This is a genomic window from Collinsella sp. SGI.095 (genome assembly GCF_050314535.1).
In the GTDB taxonomy this organism is placed as follows: domain Bacteria; phylum Actinomycetota; class Coriobacteriia; order Coriobacteriales; family Coriobacteriaceae; genus Collinsella.
Genome location: NZ_JBNPNG010000011.1, coordinates 16998 through 40882, shown reverse-complemented (window position 1 = coordinate 40882; position 23885 = coordinate 16998). Strand labels below are relative to the sequence as shown.

The window sequence follows — 23885 nt, the reverse complement described above, 5'->3', positions numbered from 1 at the left end:
GCGAAGCAGGTTGTTTCGCATTGAGCGCGCTGGGCAGAAGAAGGCCATAATGGAGTGTGCGCACAATTTGTTTTAGAGGAGGATGCCGCATGGCAAAAGACGAACAAACAGGCTGGATTGTTGAGATGCTCATGGCCAGTGTGTCGGTGGCGCCCGCGGCTCTTTTGGAAGAGGTTATGGCAGATGAGCGCTGCGTGGATTTTGGCCCCATCCACCATTTTATTGTGGGCGCGGTGCTGCTTGCGTGCTGGCGCAACGCCGAAGCATCTGCGGAGCGAGATGCGATGCTCAAAGACGATCTTGCCGATTTGATGTCTCGTTCGGATTGCGTGCCGGGGGCAACGTGTGCCCGCTGGGGCATGTGCGGGGCAGCTGCGTCTGCGGGCATGGCATATGCAATCGTGCGCGGCAATGCGCCGCTGCGCAGTGAAGGCTGGCAGGAGGGGCAGTTAATGGTTTCGGAGCTGCTTGCCGCCATCGCGCGCTCGGGAAGCCCACGGTGCTGCAAGCGAGATGCGCGCGTGGCGATTCGTGAGGCCGTTTCGTTTTTTAACGCGCTCGGCGGACCACAGCTTAAAGCATGGGAGAAGACGCCAGCCTGCGATAGCTATGCGGCCAATACAGTGTGCATGGGCGAAAAGTGTCCGTATCATCCTGCGATGCTGAGCGCTGAGGAGAGATTGAAGGCACAAGCGACGAAGCCAGAATGACCGACCTTGCGGCGCCACAAGTTGGCGCCCATATGCAACGGACGCCCGCTGTCGAGTAGGCGTCCGCTAAGTTAATCAAATGTAGATGGGATTATCGGGTCATTAGACCCTTGTCGTCCTCACCAGATGGGCCATGTTTTCCCCGAGCTGGCGCAGCATGTCCTCGCCAAAGGGGTCGTCGCCGCTGTTAAACATCATGTTCCAGTAGGTCGACGAGGCCACTGGCATGCCACTGAATGTAAAGCAGCGGTTCAGTTCATCGAGTGTTGAGGTGGACCCCACCCGCCAAAGCGTCGTCACCGCGCATGCCGGCTTGCCGGCGAACCGTCTTCCGTGCACGCTCGCGGCATAAAACGCGCGGTCGAGCAGCGCGAGCAACGCGCCGTTTGCCCCTGCAAAGTAGACCGGCGTACCCACCACGAGCTCCTGGTCGAGCGTCTCGGATATCGCCTTTACCGCGCGCTTGGTGGCACAGTACACGCCCGAGAGCGGTCCGACGTTGTAAGCGCCCAAGCTGCTCACGTTGAACACATGGCCGGAGCGGCGGGCCCTCATACCGGGCAGCACCGCGCGCACGGCATGGCGTTGGTTCTGTGCGCATGGGCCCCTTGCTTTTGTGTGCGCGAAAGGGGCAGTTATTCGTCACATTCCCGCGCAACGTGCTCGATAAGCTCCTCTTGGCTTACCGGACGCCCCTGATTAAGCATCAGGTATTCCATGATTCCCGTTTCCTTGCGCGTAAGAGATGGAGCCTCACTGTCCACGGAAGCGATGCGCGCCTTGGTGTCAAAGCTGAGCTTTCCGCAGGTTAAAACTATGTCGCTTTGTGTAAAGCGTCTGAGGGTAAGGCTGCGGATCCTTGCCGCAAGCTCGTCCAGATGAAACGGCTTGGTGAGGTAATCGTTGGCGCCGGCATCGAGTCCGGAGACTTTAACGGATACTTCACCACGCGCGGACAGAATCAGTACCTTGGTCTCGCAGTCGGGCAAATATGTTTGTCCGCAGGGTGTGCTCGAGGGCGCCATTCCGCTGGCCATTGCCAACGCCGGTATTTGATCTGCGCTGGGGTGGCTCTTTATCTGGAAACTTGTCGTTCTCATTGCCGTGGTAGAGCTGAGCGTTTTGTTCTACCGCCCCTTCTGCAAATGGATTTGTTCACTCGGCGCATTCTATGCGCTCATGAATAAGGTGTCCCTACTGGGGATTCGGGTTGACGCATGCAAATGTGTCTCGTGCGGCAAGTGTTCAAAGGTTTGTCAGATGGACGTCGATGTGGTCCGCGCGTCCAATCATGCCGAATGTATCCGGTGCGGAAAGTGCATCGGGGCCTGTCCCGTCGATGCCATCAGCTATCGCTATGGCCTGGATGCGTCGGCAGCAAAGCTCCCTCTGACCGCCGATAAAAAGTAAACAAGCTTCGACAAAACGGAGGAATGACCATGAAGCTTTCTAAGATTGCGGCCTTGTTTATGGTGCCGGTGCTGGCCTTGTGTCTTGTGGCATGTTCGGCGCCCGGTGGCAACGCGAGCGAATCTACGAGCTCCGATCCTAAGATCGCGGAGCTCATCGCGCAGGAGCCGACCAATGCCGACGAGGCCGCCGAGCTGTATGCGAAGCTCATGCAAAAGGAGAACGATATCCTTTCGAGCGATAGCGCACTGTGGGAAAAGGTGTTTCTTGCCGCCAATAAAGATATGCCGATGATTGAGGACGGCAGCAATTACGGCGATTTCCTGCTCAAGACCATCGACGGCGCCAAGGTAAACATCTGATCCTGCCATGGAGGGACTCCATGGCAGGATCAGATCATTGATGTTGATAAGACGCGCGAAAGTGGCACTTAGCGGTCAATCACAAAACTGTCCATCTCGACGAGCTCACGAGCCTTCTCCTGACCTTCGATGGCCTCGCGGAGACGCTTGGCGTAATATGTCATGCCATTGGCGATGTCGATGCGCAGACCGATTTCGGCGCGTTGATAGAGCGCCAACGCGCGCAGGGGATTACGGTCGATGCCACAAGAGGGGGCGTCGGGGTCAATGAGCATAGAGGCTATGCGAATGGCGGGCTGGGCGAACTCTGCATCGTCGCGGGCAAGCTCAAGACTGCGTTCGTACAGGCGGTATGCTTTTGACCTATCTTGCGGCACGGCGCGACCGCGGCTGAACATGTCGCCGAGTTTGTACACCGCCTCGCTGGAGGGCGCAAGCGCTGCGGCAAGCGAATACCACTGATAGGCTTTGGCATGGTCGGGCTTGCCAGTCCTTCCGTACTCGTAGATATAGCCGAGGTTGATGATGCTCTGGAAGCAACCTGCGTCGGCCGCCATTTCGTAGAGTTCCGCGGCCTTGGCGTAGTCCTGCTCAACAAGGTCTCCCATATAGTAGAGGGCGCCTAAATCGTTCATACAGGCTCCGCTGCCGGACGAAACTCCCAGCCTGTAGCCCAAGACGAGCATTTCCCTAACTGCTGAAGACATACGGGCCGCACGGTAGATGCGCTCTCTGTTTTCGCAGATATACTGGGCATAATCATCGCCAGGCGTGGAGAATGCAACGTTTGCCATCTCGGCGAGGAGGTCTTTTTCCTGCTCGGGCCCATAGATAAGATCTTCGGAAGGAAAACCCTCGTTGTATTCGTCCTCGCCATGGTCGACAAACTCCATGCCGGCAAGTTCTGCCATGCGCGCAACGTCTTCCTTTTCGACTCCATATGCGTTGTTGGGATTAAGGTCCATCGTTTGCTCCTTTCGGATTGTCTACTGTTTTGTATCGTATCAAGTGATGGAGACCGCGGAATTTCCATTTCGCTGTACGGCAGGTCAGAGCGCTTACCGCTTTTCAAGCTCACCCACAAAGACGGGTCAAAGTGCCTCCGCAGGCTTAGGCTCGGGTGAATACAGTTCTCCCTGGGGGTTTACGCCGATGGGGTCTGAGCAACAATCGAGCCATTCTTCGGATGCTAAATCGCTGATGGGCTGCTGTTCGCATACGGCACTGAAATTGATGCGTATGGCATCAATTTCAAGTTCGGGTGCTGCCGGCACCGCATCGATAAAGTAACGCCAGCGTTCGTCGTCCAAAAGATGCAGCAGCGTAATTTGTGTCTTTCCGTGGTATTCGTACGCATCGAGCACTAAAAAACGAGACTCCGACGGGGTCGCACAGTGTCCTCGATCGCCGTCTTGCTCCAATTCGGTTAGATCGATGATGCGGTTCAACAGGATGAGAAGACGATGCGATGTGCTCATGCCGCCAATGTGGGACGATATATCAGCGGGGTTCTTGCTGCGAAAGATTGTGCCGGGCTTGTAGAGCGCGGCGACCTGAGGTGAAAGATCGGTGTCTCGTACATAGGTATTCAGCCCGGACAGCATGTAATCGAGGGCACTTTTATAATCCTTCGCACTGGCGCTGTCCTTAGGCGTGCCTGTTTGGCCGCAATCGTTCATGGTCGCCTTCCGTATTGTTGCCGCGGAGAAGATTGCGGCATGGCTGCTCTTTATCGGCGAGCATATCAATCCGTGTGGACATCTTTTTGATTATCACGGCGGCTTGCGCCATTCGGCAAAGGTTCTCATCAACCGCGCCGCCACGGGACTCTTGAAGTGGTGGATGTTTCCAACGCGATTCTTGGCAAACCACTGCCCGCCGTCAGTACGATCGACAGCTCGGATCTTATCCTCGAGAAAGGTGGCTTACAGGAAGGCTGGCACGGCGTGCTGGCGCTGGGCAGCGAGGTTTCGGATATCGCTCCAGGGGATGCACTCACAATTGACTAATGTGACAAAGTGACAGTCCCTTTGTCACATTATCGGCGGTATGCGCGGGATGGTACGTCACGCGATGTGCCGTCCTGCTCGTTTTTTGGCGCGCTTCGTTACATTCCTCACTTGCGCCGGTAAAAAATGGGGATAGAGTAGGACAAACGCGTCGAATACGAACGGCGGGGGAGAGCGGGCAAGGTGCCTGCGCAGGAGAGGTTGCCGTCCATGCTGGAGCTCAAAGGAATTTGCAAAAGGTACGTTACGCAGTCGTTTACGCAGGTGGCGCTCGACAGCGTGAGCCTGTCTTTTCGGGATAACGAGTTCGTGGCCATTCTGGGGCCCTCGGGTTCGGGTAAGACCACGATGCTCAACGTTATCGGCGGACTCGACCACTTTGACTCGGGTGACCTGCTGATCGACGGTATTTCGACCAAGGACTTTCACGATCGCGATTGGGATGCCTATCGCAACAACCGCATCGGCTTTGTGTTCCAAAGCTATAACCTCATTCCACATCAGACCATTTTGGAAAACGTGGAGCTGGCGCTTGCGCTCACGGGCGTGGGGCACGCCGAGCGCCGCCAGCGTGCGCGCAAGGCGCTCGAGGCCGTTGGTCTGGGCGAGCACGTGAACAAGCGCCCGAGTCAGCTTTCGGGTGGACAGATGCAGCGCGTGGCCATCGCCCGCGCCCTGATTAATGATCCCGAGATTGTGCTGGCAGACGAGCCGACCGGCGCCTTGGATTCCACAACGTCCGTGCAGGTCATGGACTTGCTCAAGGACGTCGCGCGCGACCGTCTGGTTATCATGGTCACGCATAATCCCGATCTGGCGTACGAGTACGCCACGCGCATCGTCAACCTGGCGGACGGCAAGATTACCGACGATTCTGATCCTTTCGATGTCGCTGACGCCACGCGCCGCGAGGCCAAGCCTACGCGCAAAACCTCGATGAGCTTTGTGACGGCGCTGGGGCTTTCTGCCCGAAACCTTATGACCAAGAAGGGCCGTACGGCCATGACGGCCTTTGCGGGCTCGATTGGCATTATTGGCATCGCGGCGATTTTGGCGCTGTCCAATGGCGTAAACGGCTACATCAAAAAGGTCGAGGAGGATACGCTTTCGAGCTACCCGTTTACCATTTCCAAGCAGGATTACGACCTGTCGTCCATGATGGGCGAACAGGGGGCCACGGATGACGATACGTCCAAGAACGAGGGTTCGTCCGACGACGGCACCGACGGCAAGGCTCAGGGAACCAAAAAGATTCCCGTGGTCACGGCCGTAAAGGATATGTTCGCAAGTGTTAAGTCCAACGATATGACGAGCTTTAAGGCATGGCTTGACGGCGGCGGCGACGGTATCGACAAAGAGGTCAACGCCATCCAGTACGGTTACGGCGTGACGCCGGTTGTCTATCGTGCCGGCAAGGGCGATGAGAAGCCTGTCCGGCTGGTGCCCAACGCTATGACCGAGGCCATGAGCGGTGGTGCGAGCTCGGCGGCAACGGTGAGCATGGACTCCATGGGAACCTCGGTCTTTAACGAGATGATCGACGATCAGAGTCTGCTCGACAGCCAGTACGATGTCGTCGCCGGCCATTGGCCTACGTCTGCTCACGAAGCCGTAATGGTGCTTTCGAGCCGTGGAACGGTGGGCGACTATACGCTTTACAGCATCGGTGCGCTGGATATCGATGAGCTCAACGACCTGGTGAACAGTGCCATGGCCGCCGACGGTAAGATTGAGACGCCTGAGAGCGGCGCCGACTTTACTTACGACGATGCGCTGTCCACGACGTTTAAGGTGTTGTCGCCGGCCGATGCTTATCGCAAAAACGAAGAGACCGGCATGTGGACTGACATGTCTGGCGACGCCGACTTTATGACGGCCAAGGTTGCCGACGGTATTGACGTGCACATTGTGGGCGTGGTGCGACCTAACGAGACGGCCAATGCGAGCGCGTTATCTCCGGGCATTGCCTATACGCATGCGTTGACTCGCCAGCTTATGGAGCGCGCCGCCAATTCGCAGATCGTGCAAGAGCAACTTGCCCACCCCGAGACGGATGTCTTTACGGGCAAAACTTTCGACGAACTGCAAGGCGAGGCCAAGCAAGGCGTGGATCTGGGCAGTATGTTCAGCGTGGACGAGGCGGCGCTCAAGAGCGCGTTCTCGTTCGATGCGTCTGCACTCTCGGGTGCTGCCGGTGGCATGGATCTTTCGGGCATCGATTTGTCGGGCCTGGATATTGATCTTTCGGGCGTTGGCAAAGACATCGACTTAAGCGACATCATGGCCAAAGCGCCGACCCCCGATTTCTCGGGCATCTTTGACGGTCTGGAGCTCACGCCCGAGCAAATGCAACAGGTGGGAACGCTTGCCAACCAACTATTTGAGGGCTTTTTACAGTCTGATCAGTTTAGGGCGCTGTCACCCGAAGATCTCAAAGACGCGTCAAAGCTTGCTGCCGCATTCTCGGCGTATCTCGAGAACGATGTTGTGGCGCAGCAGTGCCTGGCACAGCTCAAGGCGCTCGGCGGCGATGCCCTGGCCGAGCGCCTGCAACAGGCGATGACCGACTATGTCCAAAATCAGTTGGCTCCGTATCTGCAGCAGGCTATGGATCAGGTGATGAAGGCGATCAGCGAGCAGGTGGCAACGACCGTGTCGACCCAGCTCAAGGCCGGCGCGGCAGGGCTCATGGACCAGATGGTGACGCAGATGTCTTCGAGTTTTGCCAACCTGGCGAGCGCCATGCGCGTGGATGCGAGCGCCTTTGCTCGTGCCATCCACTTCAACATGGACGCCGAGGACCTGAGCTCGCTCATGATGAGCTATGCCAAGGCGTCGAAGCTCACCTACGACAACAATCTGACCACGTTGGGCTACGCGGATGAAGTGGATCCCATCTCGGTCAAGATTTTCCCGCGCGACTTTGAGGCCAAGGAGCGCGTACTCGACCATATCGATGCGTACAACAAGCAGGTCAAAGCCGCCGGCCACGACGAGCAGGCAATCTCGTACACCGACTACATGGGCATCATCATGGGCTCGGTGACTGATATCGTGAATACCATCAGCTTGGTGCTCATCGCGTTCGTGAGCATCAGCCTGGTCGTGAGCTCCATCATGATCGGCATCATCACCTACATCAGCGTGCTGGAGCGCAAAAAGGAGATTGGCATCCTGCGCGCGATCGGCGCGTCGAAGCGCAACGTGGCAAACGTGTTCAACGCCGAGACCTTTATCGAGGGCCTCATCGCCGGTGTCTTTGCCATTGTCGTTGTGGTGGCCGTGAGTTTTCCGGTTAATGCCTGGGCGCTTGCTGCCAAACAGGTACCCAATCTGATGAGCCTGCCCGTGCAGGATGCGCTGGCGCTCATTGCAATTTCGGTGCTGCTGACGGTCGTTGCCGGCCTGCTGCCGGCCCGCAGCGCATCCAAAAAAGACCCCGTGGAAGCCCTGCGCTCCGAATAATGTGACAAAGGGACTGTCCCTTTGTCACATTGAGTGACATGTAAATCGAGGTCTAATACTTTTCCCGAGAAGTGAACGAGTCAAAATGGACCCCCGAAGCATCGACACTTTTGAGATGCAATTTCCTGCGGTTTTGCCAGCCAAATCCTGCGGGTTTGGCGTCTAAAAATGTCGATGCTTCGGGGGTCCAAATACAGCCGTTCACTTCTCGGGAAAAGTATTAGACCTTGAGATATAGACGGCGTTTGCGAGCGTCAATTAGAGCGTAAGTTGCTAGTCCTCCTTTGCGGAGAGCATGAGGCTAATTTCCGGATGGGTGTACTTGTCGAACTCTTCTTTGGGCTCGGTGTCAAAGGTGTAGTACGACTTGATAGATTCGTCCTCCGTCTTGATGCTGATTTCTTCATATAGGGATCCGGCTAAAAATGCCTGTTTAAATTTATCCGACAGGCTGCATGGCGTGAGGAGGCCCGGTGTGGCAACGGAAATGTCCAACCCGTTGACCGGGGGGCGCATAGTGTCGCGATATCCTGCTCGCTGCAGGCGAGGTTGTATGCAAGGCTTGCCTCGGGGTCGATCTGACTGGTGTAATCGACGTCCGTGAGCATGCCATCTGCATCGAAAGAAAGGTAGACATAGGCTGCTTGAGCGCCGAGGTCATTATCACGCAGATAGCCGATAATGCGGTAGCCGTAGTCGTGATACGACTCGTATGGGTCGTCTGCCGCGACGCGTTTGCACACGGGTTCCAAGGCATCTTGCGCGGCGAGCACGCCGGCGACATCCGCGGAGCGGTCTTTGTTGATTTGGGCTACCGCAAGTCTGCTCTGCAGCTCCTTCCACTGTTTGCCCTGCATTCCAAAGCGCGGCGCAAGAGCGCAATAGCAAAAGATGACGAGTTCGATTGCGGTGAGTGCAATGGCGGTATATATGCCCGCGGGTTGGAATTCCTTTTGGTGGAACGCGATATCGTTGATCATTTGGAGCGGCAACATCAACAGGCATGCTACGAACGACATGACGAGTGCGGTCGTTGCGATCTTGGGGTACGTGCAGTACCGCTGGATGCGTTTCTTTTCTTGTTCGGTGAGCTGCTGCATGGGGCCTCGACTCTCATCGTTTTTCGGGGGCGATGCGCACACGCTCTTGAGTATAGATGAGTGGAGGGTGTCTGTTGTTCAGACATGGCGGTCAACAGCTTGCTTTTGGTGATCGATTGATCGCGAACGCCCTCTTTTGGACAAGGAAAAAGTGGCGAGTGAGGGAGCTGCTGTGGGGCGGCCCTGCTTGCTGTTTGTGGGCGCCATTCACCTTCGTTGCACAGGGATGGTCGGAGGGCTGGTTGACATCAAGTAGCCGTCTCCGCCTTGTGGGCCGCCACGGGGACAAGGCATAATGCATGTGACAAAGGGGCGGTTCCTTTGCCGCATTGATTTGAGAGTAGATGTTGATGATTCTATCGTTGGCCCCCATGGAGGGGATTACCGGGCATGTGTTCCGTCGCGTGCATGCGGAGTGCTTCGGTGCGCTCGACTGCTATTACACGCCGTTTTTGCCGCCGCCGCGGGTGGGCAACCGCTTTGGCGGCAAGGCGTTTAAGGAAATCGATCCGGCTAACAACCAAGGGCTTAACGTGGTGCCTCAGCTGGTGTCCAAGAACGCGGATGAGTTTGTGTGGGCGGCGCGCGTGCTCGCCGACATGGGCTACCGCGAGGTTAATCTCAACCTTGGCTGCCCCTCGGGTACGGTTGTTGCCAAGGGTAAAGGATCGGGCTTCTTGCGCAACCTCGATGGGCTCGAGGTGTTCTTGCTTGATGTGTGCGAGCGATCGCCCTTGCCGGTGTCGGTAAAAACCAGGCTGGGGCTGGAGAGCGACGACGAATACGAGCGCGTGCTCGACCTGTACTGTCGCATGCCGCTGGCAGAGTTGATCGTGCATCCGCGCGTACAGAAGGATCGCTATACGGGCTCGCCGCGCAAAGAGTTTTATGGCGAGACGCTGGAACGTGCGCCGTTCCCGGTCGCCTACAACGGCGATATTTTTGATCTTGAGGACATGGAGGCGCTGGTGGAGGCCTATCCCGGTACACGCCATGTGATGCTGGGGCGTGGCTTGCTTGCGAACCCCGCGCTGGCTCGCATGGTCAAGGGCGGCCCTGCTGCCACGGCAGCCGAACTGCAGCGCTTCCACGACACGCTGTTTGCGGCATATGCAGAAGAGATTGGCGGCAACGCGGTCTTTCGCATGAAGGAGTGGTGGTTCTACGCTAAATGCGCCTTCGCCGATCCTGCTACCGTTCACAAGCTCGTACGCAAGACTAAAAAGGTCGACGAATACCGCGCCGCCGTCGATCGCGTCTTTCGCGAGCAGCCACTTGCGCCTACCGCTCGTTTCCACGGATAACTGATCTGTAGGGGGACGAGGGAAGCAAATCGTCTTGTTGGTGCCAACTCCCAGAGGCTTGGGACTGGCACCAAAAGTTGTGCAAGAAACTTGCCAAAATGTGATGATGCTATGACTATTTAAAATTATTACAATGTGATAACACTTGAGCTATAAACCTAAAGCGTATTTTGCTTATGCCATAAGAATAGCGATGTAAGATAGTTGTGCCGGCATTCTGCCGGGCTCGATACGAAAGGAAAAGCATTCCATGAAAAAACGCTCCCATGCCGTTCTTGCGGTAACAGCAGGGCTTATGACATCCCTCTGCTTTCTTGCGCCTCAGGCTTTTGCGGATGACGGTTTTGCTTCTGTTTCCGAGCCTGCCGTTGAAGCGTCTTCGGTGAGCACGGTTGCCAAGCCCCAAGTCGATGCCGCGTCTGCGAACGAATCTGGCACGCCTGTCGCCTCTTCTGTCGAATCTGCTGCGACCACTCCCTCCTCGGCTCCTGTTGCCGCAAGTGCTTCTGCGGGCGCAAGGAACGGTGCTTCTGTCGCAGAGTTTAACGGGCACCAGTACGAGACCTTTGATGAAGCGCTTGATGACGCCAAGGGAACTCACGGCGCGATCATCAAGCTCCTTGCCGATGCCGAGACTTCGGGCCTTGAATTGAAAGAGGACCTCACCATCGACGGCGATGGCCACGCGCTGAAGTTCACCAAGGGCATTGCCCTTTGGGGCCACGCGCTTGTGCTCAAGAACGTCAATGCAAGCATGGCCGGCGTTGGCTCCACTCCGTATGCCGAGTGGAATTGGATGTCTGTGAGCGCAAGCAAGGGCGCTTCCCTTACGCTCGACGGCGCTACGCTCACCATGGACGGTGCGGGAACCGCTGACAACACGCATGCCATTTATTTCGGCAGCAACAACAAGCTTAACCTGAAGAATGGCTCCAACCTAACCATTGCGAACTACAAGCAGGACGCTCTTGAGTGGGATGGTGGTGACGGTGGCTACAACGTGAATATTGAAGGTGGTTCCACCTATATCTCCGACCGCAACCGCTCCGGCTTTACGGGCACGTTCTATGCCACTATCGATTCGTCGACGGTCAAGGTTCTTAACAGCAAGGGCAACGGCTCGAACGGCACGTACTACACTATCAAGAACGGCTCTGACGTTACGTTCGAGAACAGCGGCGCCTGGGGTATTTCCGCCTGGCGCATCGATATGAGCAACGGTTCGAAGCTCCACGCGAACAACAACGGATATAGTGGCATCTGGACTCGCGTGCTTAACGTTGATTCTTCTTGCCTGGTTGACGTCGAGGGAAACGGTACAAAGGGATTCGCCGCGAATACCAACGGCGGCATTTTCTTCCAGGGCAACGGCAAATACGCAAGCGTGATTGAGAAGGGCGCGAACGTCACCGTTACGAACAACGCTGGTTCCGGTATCTACACTGCTCAAAAGGCCTGCAACCTGATCATCGGCTCCGCGACCATTACCAATAACGGCACTGGCGCCTGCAACAAGGACGGCATTGGCGCCGACATGGGTGGCGGCGTCTATAACGTGGGCACTATGAAGCTCGATCCGTCGGTTGTTATCTACAACAACCACGCCGCGAACGCCGGCGATGACATCTACAGCACCGGTGCTGGCGTCACTGAGTTTGGCAATGTTGGCGCTGACTGGATCCTTGATGACTGCGATCACACGATCGACGGCTGGTACGTTGACGGGAAGGACTCTCGCTGGTCCGCCCATGGCGAGGACAAATATGTAGAGGCTGCTCAACCTGGTACTTACGAGGCAAAAGAAGCCCCTGTTGCATTCAAGGCTGCCCATGGCCTGGTGAGCGTCGATTACCAGTATGTCGGCGAAGCCCCCGAGAAGGCAAAGTTGCCCGATGCCGATAAGGGCCTTGAGGTTGGTTCTGCGTATGCCGCCAAGGAGCAGAAGGCTGTCGATGGTTGGACGTTCGATGGTTGGTATACCGACGAGGGCTGCACGGTCCTGTGGAACGACGGCGATTCGCTGATGGGTTCGATGACGCTCTACGGTAAGTGGACGAAGAAGCCCGTTCAGCCGATTGATAAATCCAAGACGGAGAGTGCCAAGAAGACCAAGAGCACCAAGTCACTCCCTTCGACCGGTGATAAAAGCAGCGCCGTGATGACTGCCGCCCTCGCCGGTGTTGGCACTGCGGTGCTCGGCTTTGGCGAGGCGATTCGTCGCAGGGCCAATTCCAATAGGTAGTTGATGGTTGGCAGGTCACGCTGACGGTGGGCTACATCGCTAAGCGCATTTGTTCAATTTAGGGCGTGGGTGGCTAGAGCGAGCCACCCACGCCTTTTCGTTTGACCCCTCAGGGCGGAGAAAAACGGATCACCTGTGCCGGGCTCATGCAAAAAAGCTGTACACCAGCATCCAAAGATGTCGAAAAGTGTCGACTTTGGATGCTGGTGTACATGTTTGTGCCGTATGGGTTGGGGTGGACCGGTTGCAATGTGCGTGCTAGAGCAGGTTCTCCTGTACCCATGCGATGATGTCGCTCGATTCGTAGAGTGGTTTGCCGTCGATGAACAGACAGGGAACCTGGCGTTTTCCGCCGACGGCGATGAGCGTCTGCTCGGCTTCGGTATCGGTCGAGATATTGCGCTCGGGAACGGTCACGCTGTTATCCGCCAAAAAGCGCTTGACCTTCATGCAATACGGGCAGCCAGTCATAACGTACAGCGTGAGCTCATGATTAGTAGCCATAGGTCTCCAATCGGTTGAGGTTTTGATTGAAATACCCAAAGCCGCCGCGGTCTATGCATGAGCTGACGACGACTCGATGGCCTGTACCAGAAACGCGGTGGCTCCGGTGCCGCAGGGCTTGTCGTAGTAGTCGATAAAGCGCTGGTCAGCAAGATAGCCGTGGGCGAGGCCCAGGTATGCTTCGTCTTGGGGCTTGTGCCCCCAGTTAAGGCCAATCCATCGACGGTGCATCGCGACAAGTTTGCGGGCCTCGCTTCCATCCGCATCGCCGTCGCCCATGGCAATCGAAAGCTGACCCAGAATAGCGCGTTCAAGTTCCTTCATGTCGTTCCATGTCTCGGGGTCCATGTCCAGCAGTGCTTCGTTTGCTGCGTCGATCGCCTCGTCGCCATAGCGCGCCCGCGCCTCGGCACCGTAGCGCTCCTCGTTTTCCTGCACGGAGCGCCAGCGCTCCAGTTGCGGCAGGACGGCGCCCATGAGCGAGACGGCTTCGTCGAGCGACATGCCGGTGTTTTGCGCCAGCCGCGGGGCACAATCCTCGATCATCGCCTCCATGGTGGTGTCGTAGGTGTACTTGCCGTGGTCGTAGCACCACTTGCAGTAATGGTCGGTTGTGGCGCCCACAGCATCGGTGCCGCAGTCGTCGGGTGTGAGTATCATGCCGCAGCTCTGGCAATAGTGCTCGGGCATTTCGAGCAGGTGGGACAGCGGTTCTCCGGTTACGGCGGCAATGAGCTTCATCATGTCGATGCCCGGGGTGACTTCGCCGCGTTCCCAACGGCTGACGGCTTGGCGTGTGACGAAGAGCTTGGCGGCGAGCTGCTCTTGGGTAAGGTGATGGGCGCGGCGAATGGCAATGAGCTTTTCTGCAAAGGCCATAGCGACTCCTTTCTGCTGGTTGATGGCTTAAGCATACGCGGCGGCCGGCGCCCTTCCAAGCAACCGTTGGTTGCACGAAGGGAGACCGCGGCGAAGAATTGCGCGCCGCACCCCACACCTCCATGCCGTACAATGACCGGCATGGAACCTATCGCACACATACATACCGACCTGCCGCAGAAGTTCGGCATTCCGCGCAACAGCTTTTTGGCGCCCCACCTGCAGGGACGCATCGTCTTTGAGCCGGAATTTGCCTCCAACGCAGCAGTTGAGGGTCTGGACTCCTTCTCTCACCTATGGCTGCTGTGGCGCTTCGAAAACGGAACGCCCGGCGGCACGGCTAAGGATATAGCTGCCGATGCCAAGACGCAGGACAGGTCCGGCACCAACGTCAAGTGGTCGAAGACTGTGCGCCCGCCGCGTCTGGGCGGAGCCGAACGCGTGGGCGTGTTTGCCACGCGGAGTCCGTTTCGCCCCAATCCCATCGGTCTTACCTGCGTCAAGCTCAGCCGCGTTGAGCGCACCGACGACGGCCCCATCATCCATGTACTGGGGGCCGACCTGCGTGACGGCACGCCCATCTACGACATTAAGCCCTACATCCCGTTTGCGGACTGCCACCCGGATGCGACCGGCGGCTGGATTGAGGGTGCACCGTGGCAAGAGCTCGATGTTGAGTTCCCGCAAGCGCTTCAAGACATGGTCCCGCCCGCAAAGCTCCCCGGCCTGGTCGAGGTTCTTCGCCAAGATCCGCGCCGCGCGGGCAGCAAACACGAGCCAAACCGCGTTTACCACTTGGCTTACGCCGGACTCGACATATCGTTTACGGTTGACGGGGCCAGGTTGACGGTAACCGCAATCAACGACGCGCGAGACTAGCCAGCCATTCGTCCGCACCCGTCAAATTAAGCGCCAAACCCCATGCCAAAATCGCCTACGCTGGTGGACAATAACGCCTACCGAATCATTCCGCTCTGCACGGGGGCTCAGCATGAAATACGACTTCACTTCAATCATCGACCGCCACGGCATGGACTCCATCGCCGTTGACTCTTGGGGTGAGATCCCCGGTATGGCTCCGAACGCACCCGACGAGGGCTTCGACCGCATTCCCATGTGGGTGGCGGACATGAACTTCGCCACGGTGCCTACAGTCCAGGAGCACATCATTCAGCGCGCCCAGCACCCCATGTTTGGTTACTTCAATCCGCGTTCCGAGTACTTCGACCGCATCATCGAATGGCAGAGCCGCCGTAATGGCGTCGAGGGCCTGGCGCCTGAGCATATCGGCTACGAAAACGGCGTGCTGGGCGGTGTCGTGTCGACGCTGCGCGCGTATGTCCAGCCGGGCGATGCGGTGTTGGTCCACAGCCCCACCTACATCGGCTTCACCAAGTCCATCGAGGCCGCGGGCTATCGCATTGTCCACAGCCCGCTTCAGCTCGACGACCAGAGCGTGTGGCGCATGGACTTTGAGGACATGGAGCGCAAACTCGCCCAAAACCACATCCATGCCGCAGTGTTCTGCTCGCCGCACAATCCCTGCGGCCGCGTATGGGAGCGCGACGAGATCGAGCGCGCCATGGACATTTATCGCGAGCACGATTGCGTGGTGATCTCGGACGAGATTTGGTCCGATATCATTCTGCCGGGACACAAGCACATCCCGACGCAGTCGGTGAGCGAGGATGCCCGCATGCGCACGGTTGCCCTCTATGCGCCGAGCAAGACGTTTAACCTGGCGGGTCTGGTCGGCAGCTACCACATTGTCTACAACGAGACACTGCGCGACCGCATGTGCGCTGTGTCTAACAAGACCCATTACAACGAGATGAATGTCCTTTCGATGCATGCGCTTATCGGTGCCTACCAACCGCAGGGGTACGAGTGGGTGGACGAACTCAACCAGGTGCTTGCCGACAATATCGAGTACTTCTGCGATTACGTGGACGAGCATTTTGAGGGCGTGTCCTATTCGCGTCCGCAGGGCACGTACATGGTGTTTCTGGACTTCACCGAGTGGTGCCGCGAGCATGGCCGCGATATTCAGTGGTTGCTCGACGAGGGGGCACGCGTGGGCGTGGGGTATCAGGATGGACGTCCGTTCCATGGCCCCTGCCACATTCGCGTGAATCTGGCGCTGCCGCTTTCGCGCGTAAGGGAAGCGTGCGACCGCCTAGACCGTTACGTTTTTGGGGTATAGGGGTCGCACGATTCGGGTACTGCGGCTTGCGCCCGTGTCGTCAACGTGCGTGGGCGCATAGGGCGCAGAGGGTTGCGAGCGCGTTCTCCACGTTTGCTACTTTTCTTGAATTTGCTTGCCGCAAAGGTGTTCAACCGTAATTTCATACAGCTGGACGCCCCTGATACTTTGCTTGATCTCCTCTTCGACCTCTTCGACAGAAGGATAGTACTTGAGGGCAAACTGTCGGACTTTGTCTTCGACAAACGCCGGGTCATCGTTCACGAGGCGGCAACGGCCAAAAACCACGGTGCTTTGAACATAGGGTGCCCAGTCGTCGTCTTTGTACCAATCGTTGCCATAGACGGTAAAGCAGACTTTGTCGCTGCGTTTGAGTGCATCGACCTTATGCCCCGCCTTGGCTCCATGAAAGTAAATTTTGTCGTGCTCGGGGTCAAAGTAGTAGTTAACGGGAATGGCGTAAGGATAGCCGTCGTCTCCGTTGACGGCAAAAATGCCGCGTTTGCAATTAACAAGCAGCTCTCGTGCCTCTTGATCGGTGATAGCACGCTTCTTTCTACGAAGAGGTCTAAACATCGTGGGTTTCCTTTCTTTCCGCGTGTTGCGTGCACGGCGGTGGGTGGTATGTCTATATCAAGATACTAGTTCAGGCTGCGAGGCCGACGGGAACATCCTATTTGTCGCAGATTGAAACGCACTTTTTTGTTGTGGAAGGATTGTCCCTCACAACTCGTCGTCTAGGGGCATTCTCGATGGCTGGTTCCGTTTGCGGGGGAGGCGTGGGACAATACCGACCAAAAGCGATTGCTTGTCCTGAAAAAGGGGGTCTCGATGAAAAAGCTGAGGACGCTGGCCGATGTGTTGCGTCAAGCCGGTTTCGTGCGCATCACGGGCCTTTTTCTCGTCTTTTATCTTCTGTGTTCAATGGCTGTTTGGCTCTCTGAGCCAACAACTCTTACGGTTGGCGATGGCCTTTGGTTTAGCTTTGAGACCGTATCGACGATCGGCTTTGGCGACATTCCGGCCGAAACGCCGGTCGCCCGTGTCATCACGGTCATCCTGAGCGTTATCAGCATTTTTTACATTGCCATGCTCACGGGCGTGGCGGTGAGCTACTGCAATATGCTCATCAAGATGCATCAAAAGGACACTATGGCGCGCTTTATGGATGATCTTGAGCATTTGGAAGAGCTCGATCGTGACGAGCTCGCCGATCTGTCGCGCCGCGTGCGCGAATATCGCCGGCGCCAGCGCTAAAACGGGCGCCGCGCGTCACGATGAGGGGGACTGAATTTGAATATCACCGTGTATCTGGGTGCCAGTATCGGCAATGACCCGGCGTTTCTGCCTGCGGTGCAGGAGCTGGGCAACTGGATTGGCGCCAACGGGCACGCGCTCGTGTACGGCGGATCCAAATCGGGCCTGATGGGCGCGCTCGCCGATAGCGTGCTTAATGCCGGCGGGCACGTGACGGGTGTGGAGCCGAGCTTTTTTATCGAGGCCGAGTTTCAACATGACGGTATCGACGACCTCATCGTGACGAGCGATATGGCGGAGCGTAAGGCAAAGATGATCGAGCTCGGCGATGCGTTCATTGCCTTTCCCGGTGGGACGGGCACGCTCGAGGAGATTGCCGAGGTTATGTCCGCGGTGTCGTTGGGGCACCTGAGTGCTCCGTGCATCCTGTATAACCTGGACGGTTACTACAACGACCTCAAGGCGCTGCTCGGACACATGATTGATAAGGGTTTATCAAGCCCACGGCGCCAGCAAGGCATTTACTTTGCCGAGGATCTGTACGAAATCGCATCAATTATCAACGGATAAGCCTTGAGCCTGTCCCGCTGGTCCCCGGTGGCTCCGTTTGCAGCGCAGACGGTTGGCTTGTCTGGGCCACACTCGCTCTACAATAAAACGTATCTATGTCGACTTTGACCGCGGGAGGACCCGATGGATAAGCTCGCTAAACCCACAAACCGCGCGCTGTTTTTAGTTAGCGTTGCCGTGACCGGTGCGTTCGCAGGTGCCGCGGTCTGGCTGTTCTTTTTTGTGATGGAGCACGGCATCGACTATCTATGGACCGAGATTCCGCATGCACTGGGCGTCGCTTCGCCCGAGCTCGCCAGCGGCCCGTTTGGCTTTCTGCCGTACCCGTTTTTTGTCTGCCTGCTGGGCGGCCTGTTAATCGGTCTGTACGAAAAGATGACAGACACCAAGACCGATAACCTCAATCAGGTGATGGCTAAGGTCAAGCAAGATGGGCGCTACCCGTACGACAATCTGGGCAAGCTTTCGCTTGCGGCATTGCTGCCGCTGCTGTTTGGCGGAAGTATTGGACCGGAGGCCGGCCTGACCGGCGTTATCGCGGGCCTGTGCAGCTGGGTCGGCGACCGCATGCGTCGCTTTGGCGCCGAGTTTAGGGAGCTCACGCTGCTAGGTACCCAGGCTGCCCTGACGGCGCTCTTTACCGCGCCTGTCTTTGGCTTTGTGGCGCCGCTCGCCGGTGGCGCCGACGGCCAGGGCGAAGATGCCGACGATGAGTCCGCGTCCGACGAGATCACCATCAAGCTGCCCAAGGCGCAAAAGACCGTGGTCTATGGCATTGCGATTGCCGGCGGTCTGGGCACTTACCTGTTGCTTGGCCAGCTCATGGGCGGCGGCATGGGCATGCCCAGGTTCGAGTCCGCCGAGGTGGGCAACCTGGAGCTTGCCTGGCTCATTCCGCTGGCGTTGCTCGGCACCGTTTGCGGTTGGCTGTACTTTGTCTCCGAGCATGCAAGCGAGGCGCTGTCCCATGCAATAGGGGAGCGTCCTGTCGTCAAGGCCATGCTGGCCGGCCTGGCGCTCGCCATCTGTGGCACGCTCCTGCCCTACACCATGTTTGCCGGCGAGACGCAAGCCGATGTGCTCATGGAAACCTATCTGACCATTCCCGCCGGCATGCTTATCGCGACCGGTCTTGTCAAGGCCATGCTGACCCCTGCCCTCATCAATATGGGCTGGCGTGGCGGTCACTTCTTCCCGGTTATCTTCTCGGGCGTAAGCCTGGGCTATGGCCTTGCCATCCTCACCGGCGCCGATCCGGTCTTTTGCGTCGCCGTCTGCACGGCATCGACGATGGGCGCCGTCATGCGCCAACCCGTTATGGTCGTGGGCCTGCTGCTCATGTGCTTCCCGCTCAAGGGCATCGTCTGCATGATCATCGCCGCAGCCATCGCCGCCGGCATTCCGCTGCCCAAGCCGCTGCGCAAGTAGCATATTGCGCTTTGCGTTTGTTCAGAACTCGTTTTGAAGAAGCCGCGCGAGGCCATTTGTTTACGGCCTCGCGCGGCTAATGTTTAGAGCTTCCTCAGCACAATGGCGATGGTGTTGAGGTATTCGAGCGCACCGGCTTCAACGGCAGCGCGGTCGCCTGCTGCGTACTCGTTGTCGCAGGCGAGCCAGTCTTTCCATGCTTCGTCCGTGCAGAGCATAGGCTGCATCGAGACAATCTCGACGCCGGGGGTCGGCTCGATCATGGCGCGCCACCAGGCTATGTCGTGCATATAGTCGAGCTGCTCGGGTGTCCAGGATTTGAGCAGGCAAACGGGCAGGTTGTCGTGGCAGTCGTAAACCATGCCGGGGATGCTTAAGTAGAGCATCCCGCCTTGCTTTACGTAGGGGAGTAGGCGCTCACCCAGATAGTGTGGGTCACGGCCGTAGTAGTTGTACGAGTCGATACTTACGACCGCATCAAAATAGTCGTGCTCAAACGGCAGCCCCTGCGAGGTGTCTGCCTTAACAGGGTGAATCGTGTCGCGCGAGATACCGAGCGAATCGAAGAACGCACGGTTTTCGACGGGGTCGCTCCACAGATCGACAGCGTAGGTGTCAAACCCGTATTCGCGGGCGAGTAGGGCGCTGGTGATACCGGTGCCCGATCCAAGGTCGCAGACGCGGACGCCGCAGGGGATATGCACATCGCGAAGCAGCTCTTCGCAGAGCTTGAGGGGATTGGGGCCCATAATCTTAGAGCGTACGAGTGTCGCGCCGAAGCTAGTTGCTTTTGGGAAGGATTGAGATTCCTGGGTTTGCATTGTTCTTTCCTATCAGGTGCAAAAATGGCAGATGACGGAGGCGGAACGGCGCAACAAACCACGGCCGTTGGACGGCCGTTTTCGTGGTTCTATGCGATTGACCGTTCCCTAAAGAACAATGACCAAAAAGACATCCCCTTGGATGATCGAGACTGAGCCGAGGCCCGTGATGTTTATATTGTAAAACGTCACGGGCGTGCCGGGATATGCCGTTTGTCACGGATTTGCGAGCGTCTAGATCTCGCTTGGCATCGGCGCTATTTCCAAATCGCGAGCGCGGCGGTGCCCAGGACGATGAAGGCGAGACCGATGGCGCTGCGCCGTGAGAGTTTTTCGTTGAATGCCAGGTGCGCAAATAGTACCGATACGACAATCGATAGTTTGTCGATCTGCACCACGACGCTCACCTGGCCTGTGGCGATGGCGTAGTAGCACAGCAGCCACGATGCGCCAGTCGCAATGCCCGATGCCGCGAGAAATACGAGTTCGTAGCGGTCTACGTGCACGGCTTGGCCCATCTTGCCTTTAGCTGCCACGATTGCCCATGCCATAACCAGTACCACACAGGTACGGATTGCCGTGGCCAGGTTGGACTCGACGCCTTCGATGCCAACCTTGGCAAGGATGGACGTGAGCGCCGCGAACACGGCGGCGCCGAGGGCGTAAGCGAGCCAGGTCCGGTCTTGCTGCCGCTCGGGTCCGGCAAACTGCTTCTTCTCGATCATTAAAAACGTACCGAGGGTGATGACAGCGGTTCCCACGAGCTTAACCGCAAGGTTGCTCGTCTCGCCAAAAAGCACGATGGCGATCAGTGCAGCGAGTACGGTGCTCATCTTGTCGACCGGTACGACCTTATTGACGTCTCCGATGCCCAACGCCTTAAAGTAACAGATCCACGAAGTACCGGTAGCGAGTCCCGAGAGGACGAGAAAGAGCCAAGATCTGGGTTCGATGCTGCCGATGGTTCCAATGGATCCAGAAATGCCCGCCATTGCCCAGGCGAAAACGAGCACCACGCAGGTGCGAATGGCCGTCGCGACATCGGAGTCGGTCTGCTTGATGCCGCATTTGGCCAGGACTGATGTGACGCCGGCAAAGAAAGCCGACACAAATGCTGCTGCGACCCACGACACGGGTGAAATGCCTCCCCAAAGAACGACCGCGCCAGATTTACGGCGCTCGTCCGATGATACCGTCCCGCCATGAAGCTTTGATATCGCTGTGGTGAGACAGGGGCCATAGTTCGAGAGGGCATTTGGTTAAGGCTCGAATCGAAGGTGAATGGTTTTCCGCGAAGTGAACGAGTAAATCTGGACCCCTGGAACATGCACACTTTTTTCGAACAAAATTGCGGGATTCTTAGACAAAAACCGCAGGAATTGAGTCCTTAAAAATGTCGATGCTACAGGGCACTGTTTTTACTCGTTCACTTCTCGGAAAAGTATTCACCTTCGATATGCTGACGGTGTCTTTTTGGTTGCCAAGAACTAGACGGCCTGCTGTGAAGGGCGGTGGTGACGCTATGCTGCCTCGTTTCATTGAAAAAATAAGCGGGGTACCGCCTAAGCTTTTTTAGCCGTCGATTACAGATCGCGTACTCGATAAACCTTGGTGCTGACAGCGCAGCTGATTACACATAGTGCGAGCGCCAGTACTGCAGTTCCTGCGCACAGACAGCCAAGAACGGCGGGATCGGGATTCGCCCCGGCAATCGACATGAGCCAGTTGCTGATGGGGTTGGAGGAGCTCAACGTGGCCATGGCAAGGCATCCGAGCAGGGCAAACAGGCCAACGGATAGGCGCAGCGCCTCCATGTGTCCAAATCGAAAGAACAGCGGCTGCGCCAAAAACACCATCATGAGGGAGATAAGCATCGATGCTGCCGAGACGATTGCGATTTCAAAGACCGTCTGTCCGGTCGAAGGAATGCCCGCGCTGTTGAAGAGCGGGATGGAGGCGATGCTCAAAAGCGTGGCGGCGCACGTCATGACGGCCGAGAAGACAACGATGCTCAGGTAGCGTGCGCAGATGATGTCTTTGCGCGTGAGGGGCAGCGTTGCCCGATAACGCTCCCATCCGTTTTGATTGTCGAAGCCTGCCAGCGAGCTCATGACCATGATGGGTGACATGGCGCTGAGCGCGCAGGCGCCGGCACTCATGCCGGAGTCGCCACCTGACGTGTTGGCGAGGGTCAGCACAACGAATATGAACAGGCCGACGCCCGCTATGCTTGGGACAAGCGTGCGAACGATGGCGAGCTCGGACATAAAGGCGCGTTTCATTTCGAAGCCCCTTTCAGCGTGAGGCGTAGATAATCGTCAATGGTTGCCCGATCGCAGGGAATCTCGGGGAAGGCCTCGAGCGTTTCGCGACGGTTGGGCACGAGCACGTCCACGCTATAAGCGTGGTGGGCGGCACGGGCGCCTTCGACGCAAGCCATAAGCTCGGCGGCCTGCGCTTGGGTACAGTGGGCGATGCCGGCGCGGTCGGTAATGTCCTCGCGCGGCAGGTCAAACACAATCGAGCCGTTATCGATGCAAATGATGCGGTCGGCAGCGCGATCGAGGTCGGACGTAATGTGACTCGAGAGCAGCACGCTGCGCTGGCCGTCGGCGACAAAGGCAAGCAGCTCATCGAGCAGCTCCTCGCGTGCCATGGGATCAAGACCCGCGGTGGCTTCGTCCAAAACGAGCAGCTTGGCCTCGTGGCTGAGCGCGCAGGCAAGCTGCAGCTTCATGCCCATGCCGCGGGAGAGGTCCTTGACCTTCGCCTTGGGATCCAAGCCAAATCGGTCGATGAGGCTGGCGAAGGTGTCGTGGCTCCAGGTGGGGTACGCCGGGCTTACGAGTGCCTCAACTTCGGTCACCTTGAGTGTGGAAGGGAAGGGGCATGTGTCCAGCACGAGGCCGACACGAGTGCGCAGACAACGCTGCGCTTCACCGGGCGCGTCGGCGCCGCAGTGCTGCCCAAACAGGTGCACCTCGCCGGCATCGAGTTTGATAAGCCCGAGCGCGGCGCGAATGGTCGTTGTCTTGCCGGCGCCGTTTGCGCCCACAAAGCCAACAATCTGGCCGGGCTCCACGGCGAGCGTGACATCGCGTAGTGAAAAGCGGTCGCTTACAGCGCGTGAGATGCCTTTGAGTTCAAGCAAGTTTTGCATGGTATAGCCTTTCTTGCAGATGGCTACTGCATGGTTTCGGGGGCTACCAGGTCGAGCATTTCGTGCAGTTTGTCGCGCGTGACGCCCAAGGCTTCGGCTTGGCTCGCCGCTTTCGCAAGCAGGTCTTCGATATGGCATAGCTGGTTTTCGCGCAAGAGCTCCTGGTTGCCCTCGGCGACAAAACAGCCCTTGCCCTGCACGGTGCAGATAAACCCGAGTTGCTCTAGGTCGGCGTAGGCGCGCTTGGTGGTGATGACGCTCACACCCAGGTCGCTCGCGAGTGCACGGATGCTGGGGAGCTTGGCTCCCGCAGCGAGAGTGCCCGATAAGATCTGAGCTTTGACTTGCGAGGTTATCTGCTCGTAGATGGGCTTGTCGCTCGAATTGGATAGGATGATGTCCACAGCGGCTCCTTAGCTGTTGGGCTACACGTGTATATAACCGGTAAGCACAGTATATAT

At 57.5% G+C, this 23885-nt stretch carries 25 protein-coding genes; 12 read left to right on the top strand and 13 right to left on the bottom strand.

What is annotated here, in order from left to right; all coding sequences use genetic code 11:
* Nucleotides 1-89 precede the first annotated feature (89 nt).
* Nucleotides 90-710 (top strand): DUF5714 domain-containing protein, encoded by a 621-nt coding sequence (locus ACQRCA_RS05635; protein ID WP_427719390.1) that lies wholly within the window; start codon nucleotides 90-92, stop codon nucleotides 708-710.
* A 102-nt stretch (nucleotides 711-812) separates the two neighbouring features.
* Here ACQRCA_RS05635 and ACQRCA_RS05630 read toward each other — a convergent pair whose 3' ends face one another.
* A complete protein-coding gene (locus ACQRCA_RS05630; protein WP_427719388.1) occupies nucleotides 813-1286 on the bottom strand; it encodes a flavodoxin family protein in 474 nt (157 codons plus the stop codon).
* Between the two features lie 59 nt (nucleotides 1287-1345).
* Entirely contained in the window at nucleotides 1346-1699 is a 354-nt protein-coding gene (locus tag ACQRCA_RS05625) for a response regulator transcription factor (RefSeq protein ID WP_427719387.1), read from the bottom strand.
* 271 nt (nucleotides 1700-1970) lie between these two features.
* On the opposite strand from ACQRCA_RS05625, the gene ACQRCA_RS05620 reads away from it, so the two are divergent.
* Both ACQRCA_RS05620 and ACQRCA_RS05615 read left to right on the top strand, forming a co-directional pair.
* Nucleotides 1971-2120, top strand: coding sequence for a 4Fe-4S binding protein (locus ACQRCA_RS05620; protein WP_427719404.1), 150 nt, complete (start codon nucleotides 1971-1973; stop codon nucleotides 2118-2120).
* Nucleotides 2121-2149: 29 nt separating this feature from the next.
* Nucleotides 2150-2482 (top strand): hypothetical protein, encoded by a 333-nt coding sequence (locus tag ACQRCA_RS05615; protein WP_427719385.1) that lies wholly within the window; start codon nucleotides 2150-2152, stop codon nucleotides 2480-2482.
* Between the two features lie 68 nt (nucleotides 2483-2550).
* Here ACQRCA_RS05615 and ACQRCA_RS05610 read toward each other — a convergent pair whose 3' ends face one another.
* Both ACQRCA_RS05610 and ACQRCA_RS05605 read right to left on the bottom strand, forming a co-directional pair.
* Nucleotides 2551-3447, bottom strand: a complete 897-nt coding sequence (locus ACQRCA_RS05610) for a tetratricopeptide repeat protein (protein WP_427719384.1) — start codon at nucleotides 3445-3447, stop codon at nucleotides 2551-2553.
* Between the two features lie 126 nt (nucleotides 3448-3573).
* The gene (locus tag ACQRCA_RS05605; RefSeq protein ID WP_427719382.1) at nucleotides 3574-4161 is read right to left on the bottom strand and encodes a hypothetical protein; all 588 of its coding nucleotides are present in this window, start codon (nucleotides 4159-4161) and stop codon (nucleotides 3574-3576) included.
* Nucleotides 4162-4320: 159 nt separating this feature from the next.
* Here ACQRCA_RS05605 and ACQRCA_RS05600 point away from each other — a divergent pair, with 159 nt between their 5' ends.
* Together ACQRCA_RS05600 and ACQRCA_RS05595 are read left to right on the top strand one after the other, a co-directional pair.
* Nucleotides 4321-4491, top strand: a complete 171-nt coding sequence (locus tag ACQRCA_RS05600) for a hypothetical protein (RefSeq protein WP_195838573.1) — start codon at nucleotides 4321-4323, stop codon at nucleotides 4489-4491.
* A 210-nt stretch (nucleotides 4492-4701) separates the two neighbouring features.
* Nucleotides 4702-7956, top strand: a complete 3255-nt coding sequence (locus ACQRCA_RS05595; protein ID WP_427719380.1) for an ATP-binding cassette domain-containing protein — start codon at nucleotides 4702-4704, stop codon at nucleotides 7954-7956.
* Between the two features lie 419 nt (nucleotides 7957-8375).
* Here ACQRCA_RS05595 and ACQRCA_RS05590 read toward each other — a convergent pair whose 3' ends face one another.
* A complete protein-coding gene (locus tag ACQRCA_RS05590; RefSeq protein ID WP_427719379.1) occupies nucleotides 8376-9056 on the bottom strand; it encodes a hypothetical protein in 681 nt (226 codons plus the stop codon).
* Nucleotides 9057-9406: 350 nt separating this feature from the next.
* Here ACQRCA_RS05590 and ACQRCA_RS05585 point away from each other — a divergent pair, with 350 nt between their 5' ends.
* Complete coding sequence (locus tag ACQRCA_RS05585) at nucleotides 9407-10360, top strand: tRNA dihydrouridine synthase (RefSeq protein WP_427719377.1); 954 nt, start codon at nucleotides 9407-9409, stop codon at nucleotides 10358-10360.
* A gap of 250 nt (nucleotides 10361-10610) precedes the next feature.
* Nucleotides 10611-12602, top strand: coding sequence for an InlB B-repeat-containing protein (locus ACQRCA_RS05580; protein ID WP_427719376.1), 1992 nt, complete (start codon nucleotides 10611-10613; stop codon nucleotides 12600-12602).
* Nucleotides 12603-12860: 258 nt separating this feature from the next.
* On the opposite strand, the gene ACQRCA_RS05575 is transcribed toward ACQRCA_RS05580, so the two are convergent.
* Nucleotides 12861-13106, bottom strand: a complete 246-nt coding sequence (locus ACQRCA_RS05575; protein ID WP_427719374.1) for a glutaredoxin family protein — start codon at nucleotides 13104-13106, stop codon at nucleotides 12861-12863.
* 51 nt (nucleotides 13107-13157) lie between these two features.
* Nucleotides 13158-13985 carry a TipAS antibiotic-recognition domain-containing protein gene (locus ACQRCA_RS05570; RefSeq protein ID WP_154516952.1) on the bottom strand — a complete coding sequence of 276 codons (828 nt, stop codon included), beginning with the start codon at nucleotides 13983-13985 and terminating at the stop codon, nucleotides 13158-13160.
* A 141-nt stretch (nucleotides 13986-14126) separates the two neighbouring features.
* Here ACQRCA_RS05570 and tsaA point away from each other — a divergent pair, with 141 nt between their 5' ends.
* Both tsaA and ACQRCA_RS05560 read left to right on the top strand, forming a co-directional pair.
* Nucleotides 14127-14864, top strand: a complete 738-nt coding sequence (gene tsaA / locus ACQRCA_RS05565) for a tRNA (N6-threonylcarbamoyladenosine(37)-N6)-methyltransferase TrmO (protein ID WP_229770708.1) — start codon at nucleotides 14127-14129, stop codon at nucleotides 14862-14864.
* 112 nt (nucleotides 14865-14976) lie between these two features.
* Nucleotides 14977-16188: a MalY/PatB family protein gene (locus ACQRCA_RS05560; protein WP_427719372.1), complete on the top strand. Its 1212-nt coding sequence runs from the start codon at nucleotides 14977-14979 to the stop codon at nucleotides 16186-16188.
* 96 nt (nucleotides 16189-16284) lie between these two features.
* Here ACQRCA_RS05560 and ACQRCA_RS05555 read toward each other — a convergent pair whose 3' ends face one another.
* Nucleotides 16285-16764 carry a pyridoxamine 5'-phosphate oxidase family protein gene (locus ACQRCA_RS05555; protein ID WP_427719371.1) on the bottom strand — a complete coding sequence of 160 codons (480 nt, stop codon included), beginning with the start codon at nucleotides 16762-16764 and terminating at the stop codon, nucleotides 16285-16287.
* A gap of 255 nt (nucleotides 16765-17019) precedes the next feature.
* Between ACQRCA_RS05555 and ACQRCA_RS05550 the strand changes: the two genes are divergently transcribed.
* From ACQRCA_RS05550 to ACQRCA_RS05540, 3 genes are all read left to right on the top strand, one after another.
* Entirely contained in the window at nucleotides 17020-17445 is a 426-nt protein-coding gene (locus ACQRCA_RS05550) for a potassium channel family protein (protein WP_427719370.1), read from the top strand.
* Between the two features lie 36 nt (nucleotides 17446-17481).
* Nucleotides 17482-18015, top strand: coding sequence for a TIGR00730 family Rossman fold protein (locus ACQRCA_RS05545; RefSeq protein ID WP_427719368.1), 534 nt, complete (start codon nucleotides 17482-17484; stop codon nucleotides 18013-18015).
* Nucleotides 18016-18138: 123 nt separating this feature from the next.
* Nucleotides 18139-19443, top strand: coding sequence for a chloride channel protein (locus ACQRCA_RS05540; RefSeq protein WP_427719366.1), 1305 nt, complete (start codon nucleotides 18139-18141; stop codon nucleotides 19441-19443).
* Nucleotides 19444-19526: 83 nt separating this feature from the next.
* Here the strand turns inward: ACQRCA_RS05540 and ACQRCA_RS05535 are convergent, their stop codons facing one another.
* The 5 genes from ACQRCA_RS05535 to ACQRCA_RS05515 all read right to left on the bottom strand — a co-directional run bounded on the left by ACQRCA_RS05535 (nucleotide 19527) and on the right by ACQRCA_RS05515 (nucleotide 23828).
* A complete protein-coding gene (locus tag ACQRCA_RS05535; protein ID WP_427719364.1) occupies nucleotides 19527-20192 on the bottom strand; it encodes an SAM-dependent methyltransferase in 666 nt (221 codons plus the stop codon).
* Nucleotides 20193-20521: 329 nt separating this feature from the next.
* On the bottom strand, nucleotides 20522-21397 hold the full coding sequence (locus ACQRCA_RS05530) for an EamA family transporter (protein WP_427719363.1): 876 nt from the start codon (nucleotides 21395-21397) through the stop codon (nucleotides 20522-20524).
* A 450-nt stretch (nucleotides 21398-21847) separates the two neighbouring features.
* Nucleotides 21848-22546: an ABC-2 transporter permease gene (locus tag ACQRCA_RS05525; protein WP_427719362.1), complete on the bottom strand. Its 699-nt coding sequence runs from the start codon at nucleotides 22544-22546 to the stop codon at nucleotides 21848-21850.
* Entirely contained in the window at nucleotides 22543-23424 is an 882-nt protein-coding gene (locus tag ACQRCA_RS05520; RefSeq protein ID WP_427719360.1) for an ABC transporter ATP-binding protein, read from the bottom strand. The genes ACQRCA_RS05525 and ACQRCA_RS05520 overlap by 4 nt, the downstream gene beginning before the upstream one ends.
* Nucleotides 23425-23447: 23 nt before the next feature.
* Complete coding sequence (locus ACQRCA_RS05515) at nucleotides 23448-23828, bottom strand: GntR family transcriptional regulator (RefSeq protein WP_370450620.1); 381 nt, start codon at nucleotides 23826-23828, stop codon at nucleotides 23448-23450.
* Between the last annotated feature and the right edge of the window lie 57 nt (nucleotides 23829-23885).

Bases quoted from the DNA above. Each gene is read 5' to 3' on its own strand.
- ACQRCA_RS05580 (WP_427719376.1), top strand. From the start codon at position 10,611: ATGAAAAAACGCTCCCATGCCGTTCTTGCGGTAACAGCAGGGCTTATG.
- ACQRCA_RS05595 (WP_427719380.1), top strand. From the start codon at position 4,702: ATGCTGGAGCTCAAAGGAATTTGCAAAAGGTACGTTACGCAGTCGTTT.
- ACQRCA_RS05535 (WP_427719364.1), bottom strand. From the start codon at position 20,192: ATGGGCCCCAATCCCCTCAAGCTCTGCGAAGAGCTGCTTCGCGATGTG.
- ACQRCA_RS05620 (WP_427719404.1), top strand. From the start codon at position 1,971: ATGGACGTCGATGTGGTCCGCGCGTCCAATCATGCCGAATGTATCCGG.
- ACQRCA_RS05635 (WP_427719390.1), top strand. From the start codon at position 90: ATGGCAAAAGACGAACAAACAGGCTGGATTGTTGAGATGCTCATGGCC.
- ACQRCA_RS05560 (WP_427719372.1), top strand. From the start codon at position 14,977: ATGAAATACGACTTCACTTCAATCATCGACCGCCACGGCATGGACTCC.
- ACQRCA_RS05590 (WP_427719379.1), bottom strand. From the start codon at position 9,056: ATGCAGCAGCTCACCGAACAAGAAAAGAAACGCATCCAGCGGTACTGC.
- ACQRCA_RS05550 (WP_427719370.1), top strand. From the start codon at position 17,020: ATGAAAAAGCTGAGGACGCTGGCCGATGTGTTGCGTCAAGCCGGTTTC.
- ACQRCA_RS05615 (WP_427719385.1), top strand. From the start codon at position 2,150: ATGAAGCTTTCTAAGATTGCGGCCTTGTTTATGGTGCCGGTGCTGGCC.
- ACQRCA_RS05585 (WP_427719377.1), top strand. From the start codon at position 9,407: ATGATTCTATCGTTGGCCCCCATGGAGGGGATTACCGGGCATGTGTTC.
- ACQRCA_RS05525 (WP_427719362.1), bottom strand. From the start codon at position 22,546: ATGAAACGCGCCTTTATGTCCGAGCTCGCCATCGTTCGCACGCTTGTC.
- ACQRCA_RS05605 (WP_427719382.1), bottom strand. From the start codon at position 4,161: ATGAACGATTGCGGCCAAACAGGCACGCCTAAGGACAGCGCCAGTGCG.
- tsaA (WP_229770708.1), top strand. From the start codon at position 14,127: ATGGAACCTATCGCACACATACATACCGACCTGCCGCAGAAGTTCGGC.
- ACQRCA_RS05540 (WP_427719366.1), top strand. From the start codon at position 18,139: ATGGATAAGCTCGCTAAACCCACAAACCGCGCGCTGTTTTTAGTTAGC.
- ACQRCA_RS05610 (WP_427719384.1), bottom strand. From the start codon at position 3,447: ATGGACCTTAATCCCAACAACGCATATGGAGTCGAAAAGGAAGACGTT.
- ACQRCA_RS05520 (WP_427719360.1), bottom strand. From the start codon at position 23,424: ATGCAAAACTTGCTTGAACTCAAAGGCATCTCACGCGCTGTAAGCGAC.
- ACQRCA_RS05555 (WP_427719371.1), bottom strand. From the start codon at position 16,764: ATGTTTAGACCTCTTCGTAGAAAGAAGCGTGCTATCACCGATCAAGAG.
- ACQRCA_RS05570 (WP_154516952.1), bottom strand. From the start codon at position 13,985: ATGGCCTTTGCAGAAAAGCTCATTGCCATTCGCCGCGCCCATCACCTT.
- ACQRCA_RS05575 (WP_427719374.1), bottom strand. From the start codon at position 13,106: ATGGCTACTAATCATGAGCTCACGCTGTACGTTATGACTGGCTGCCCG.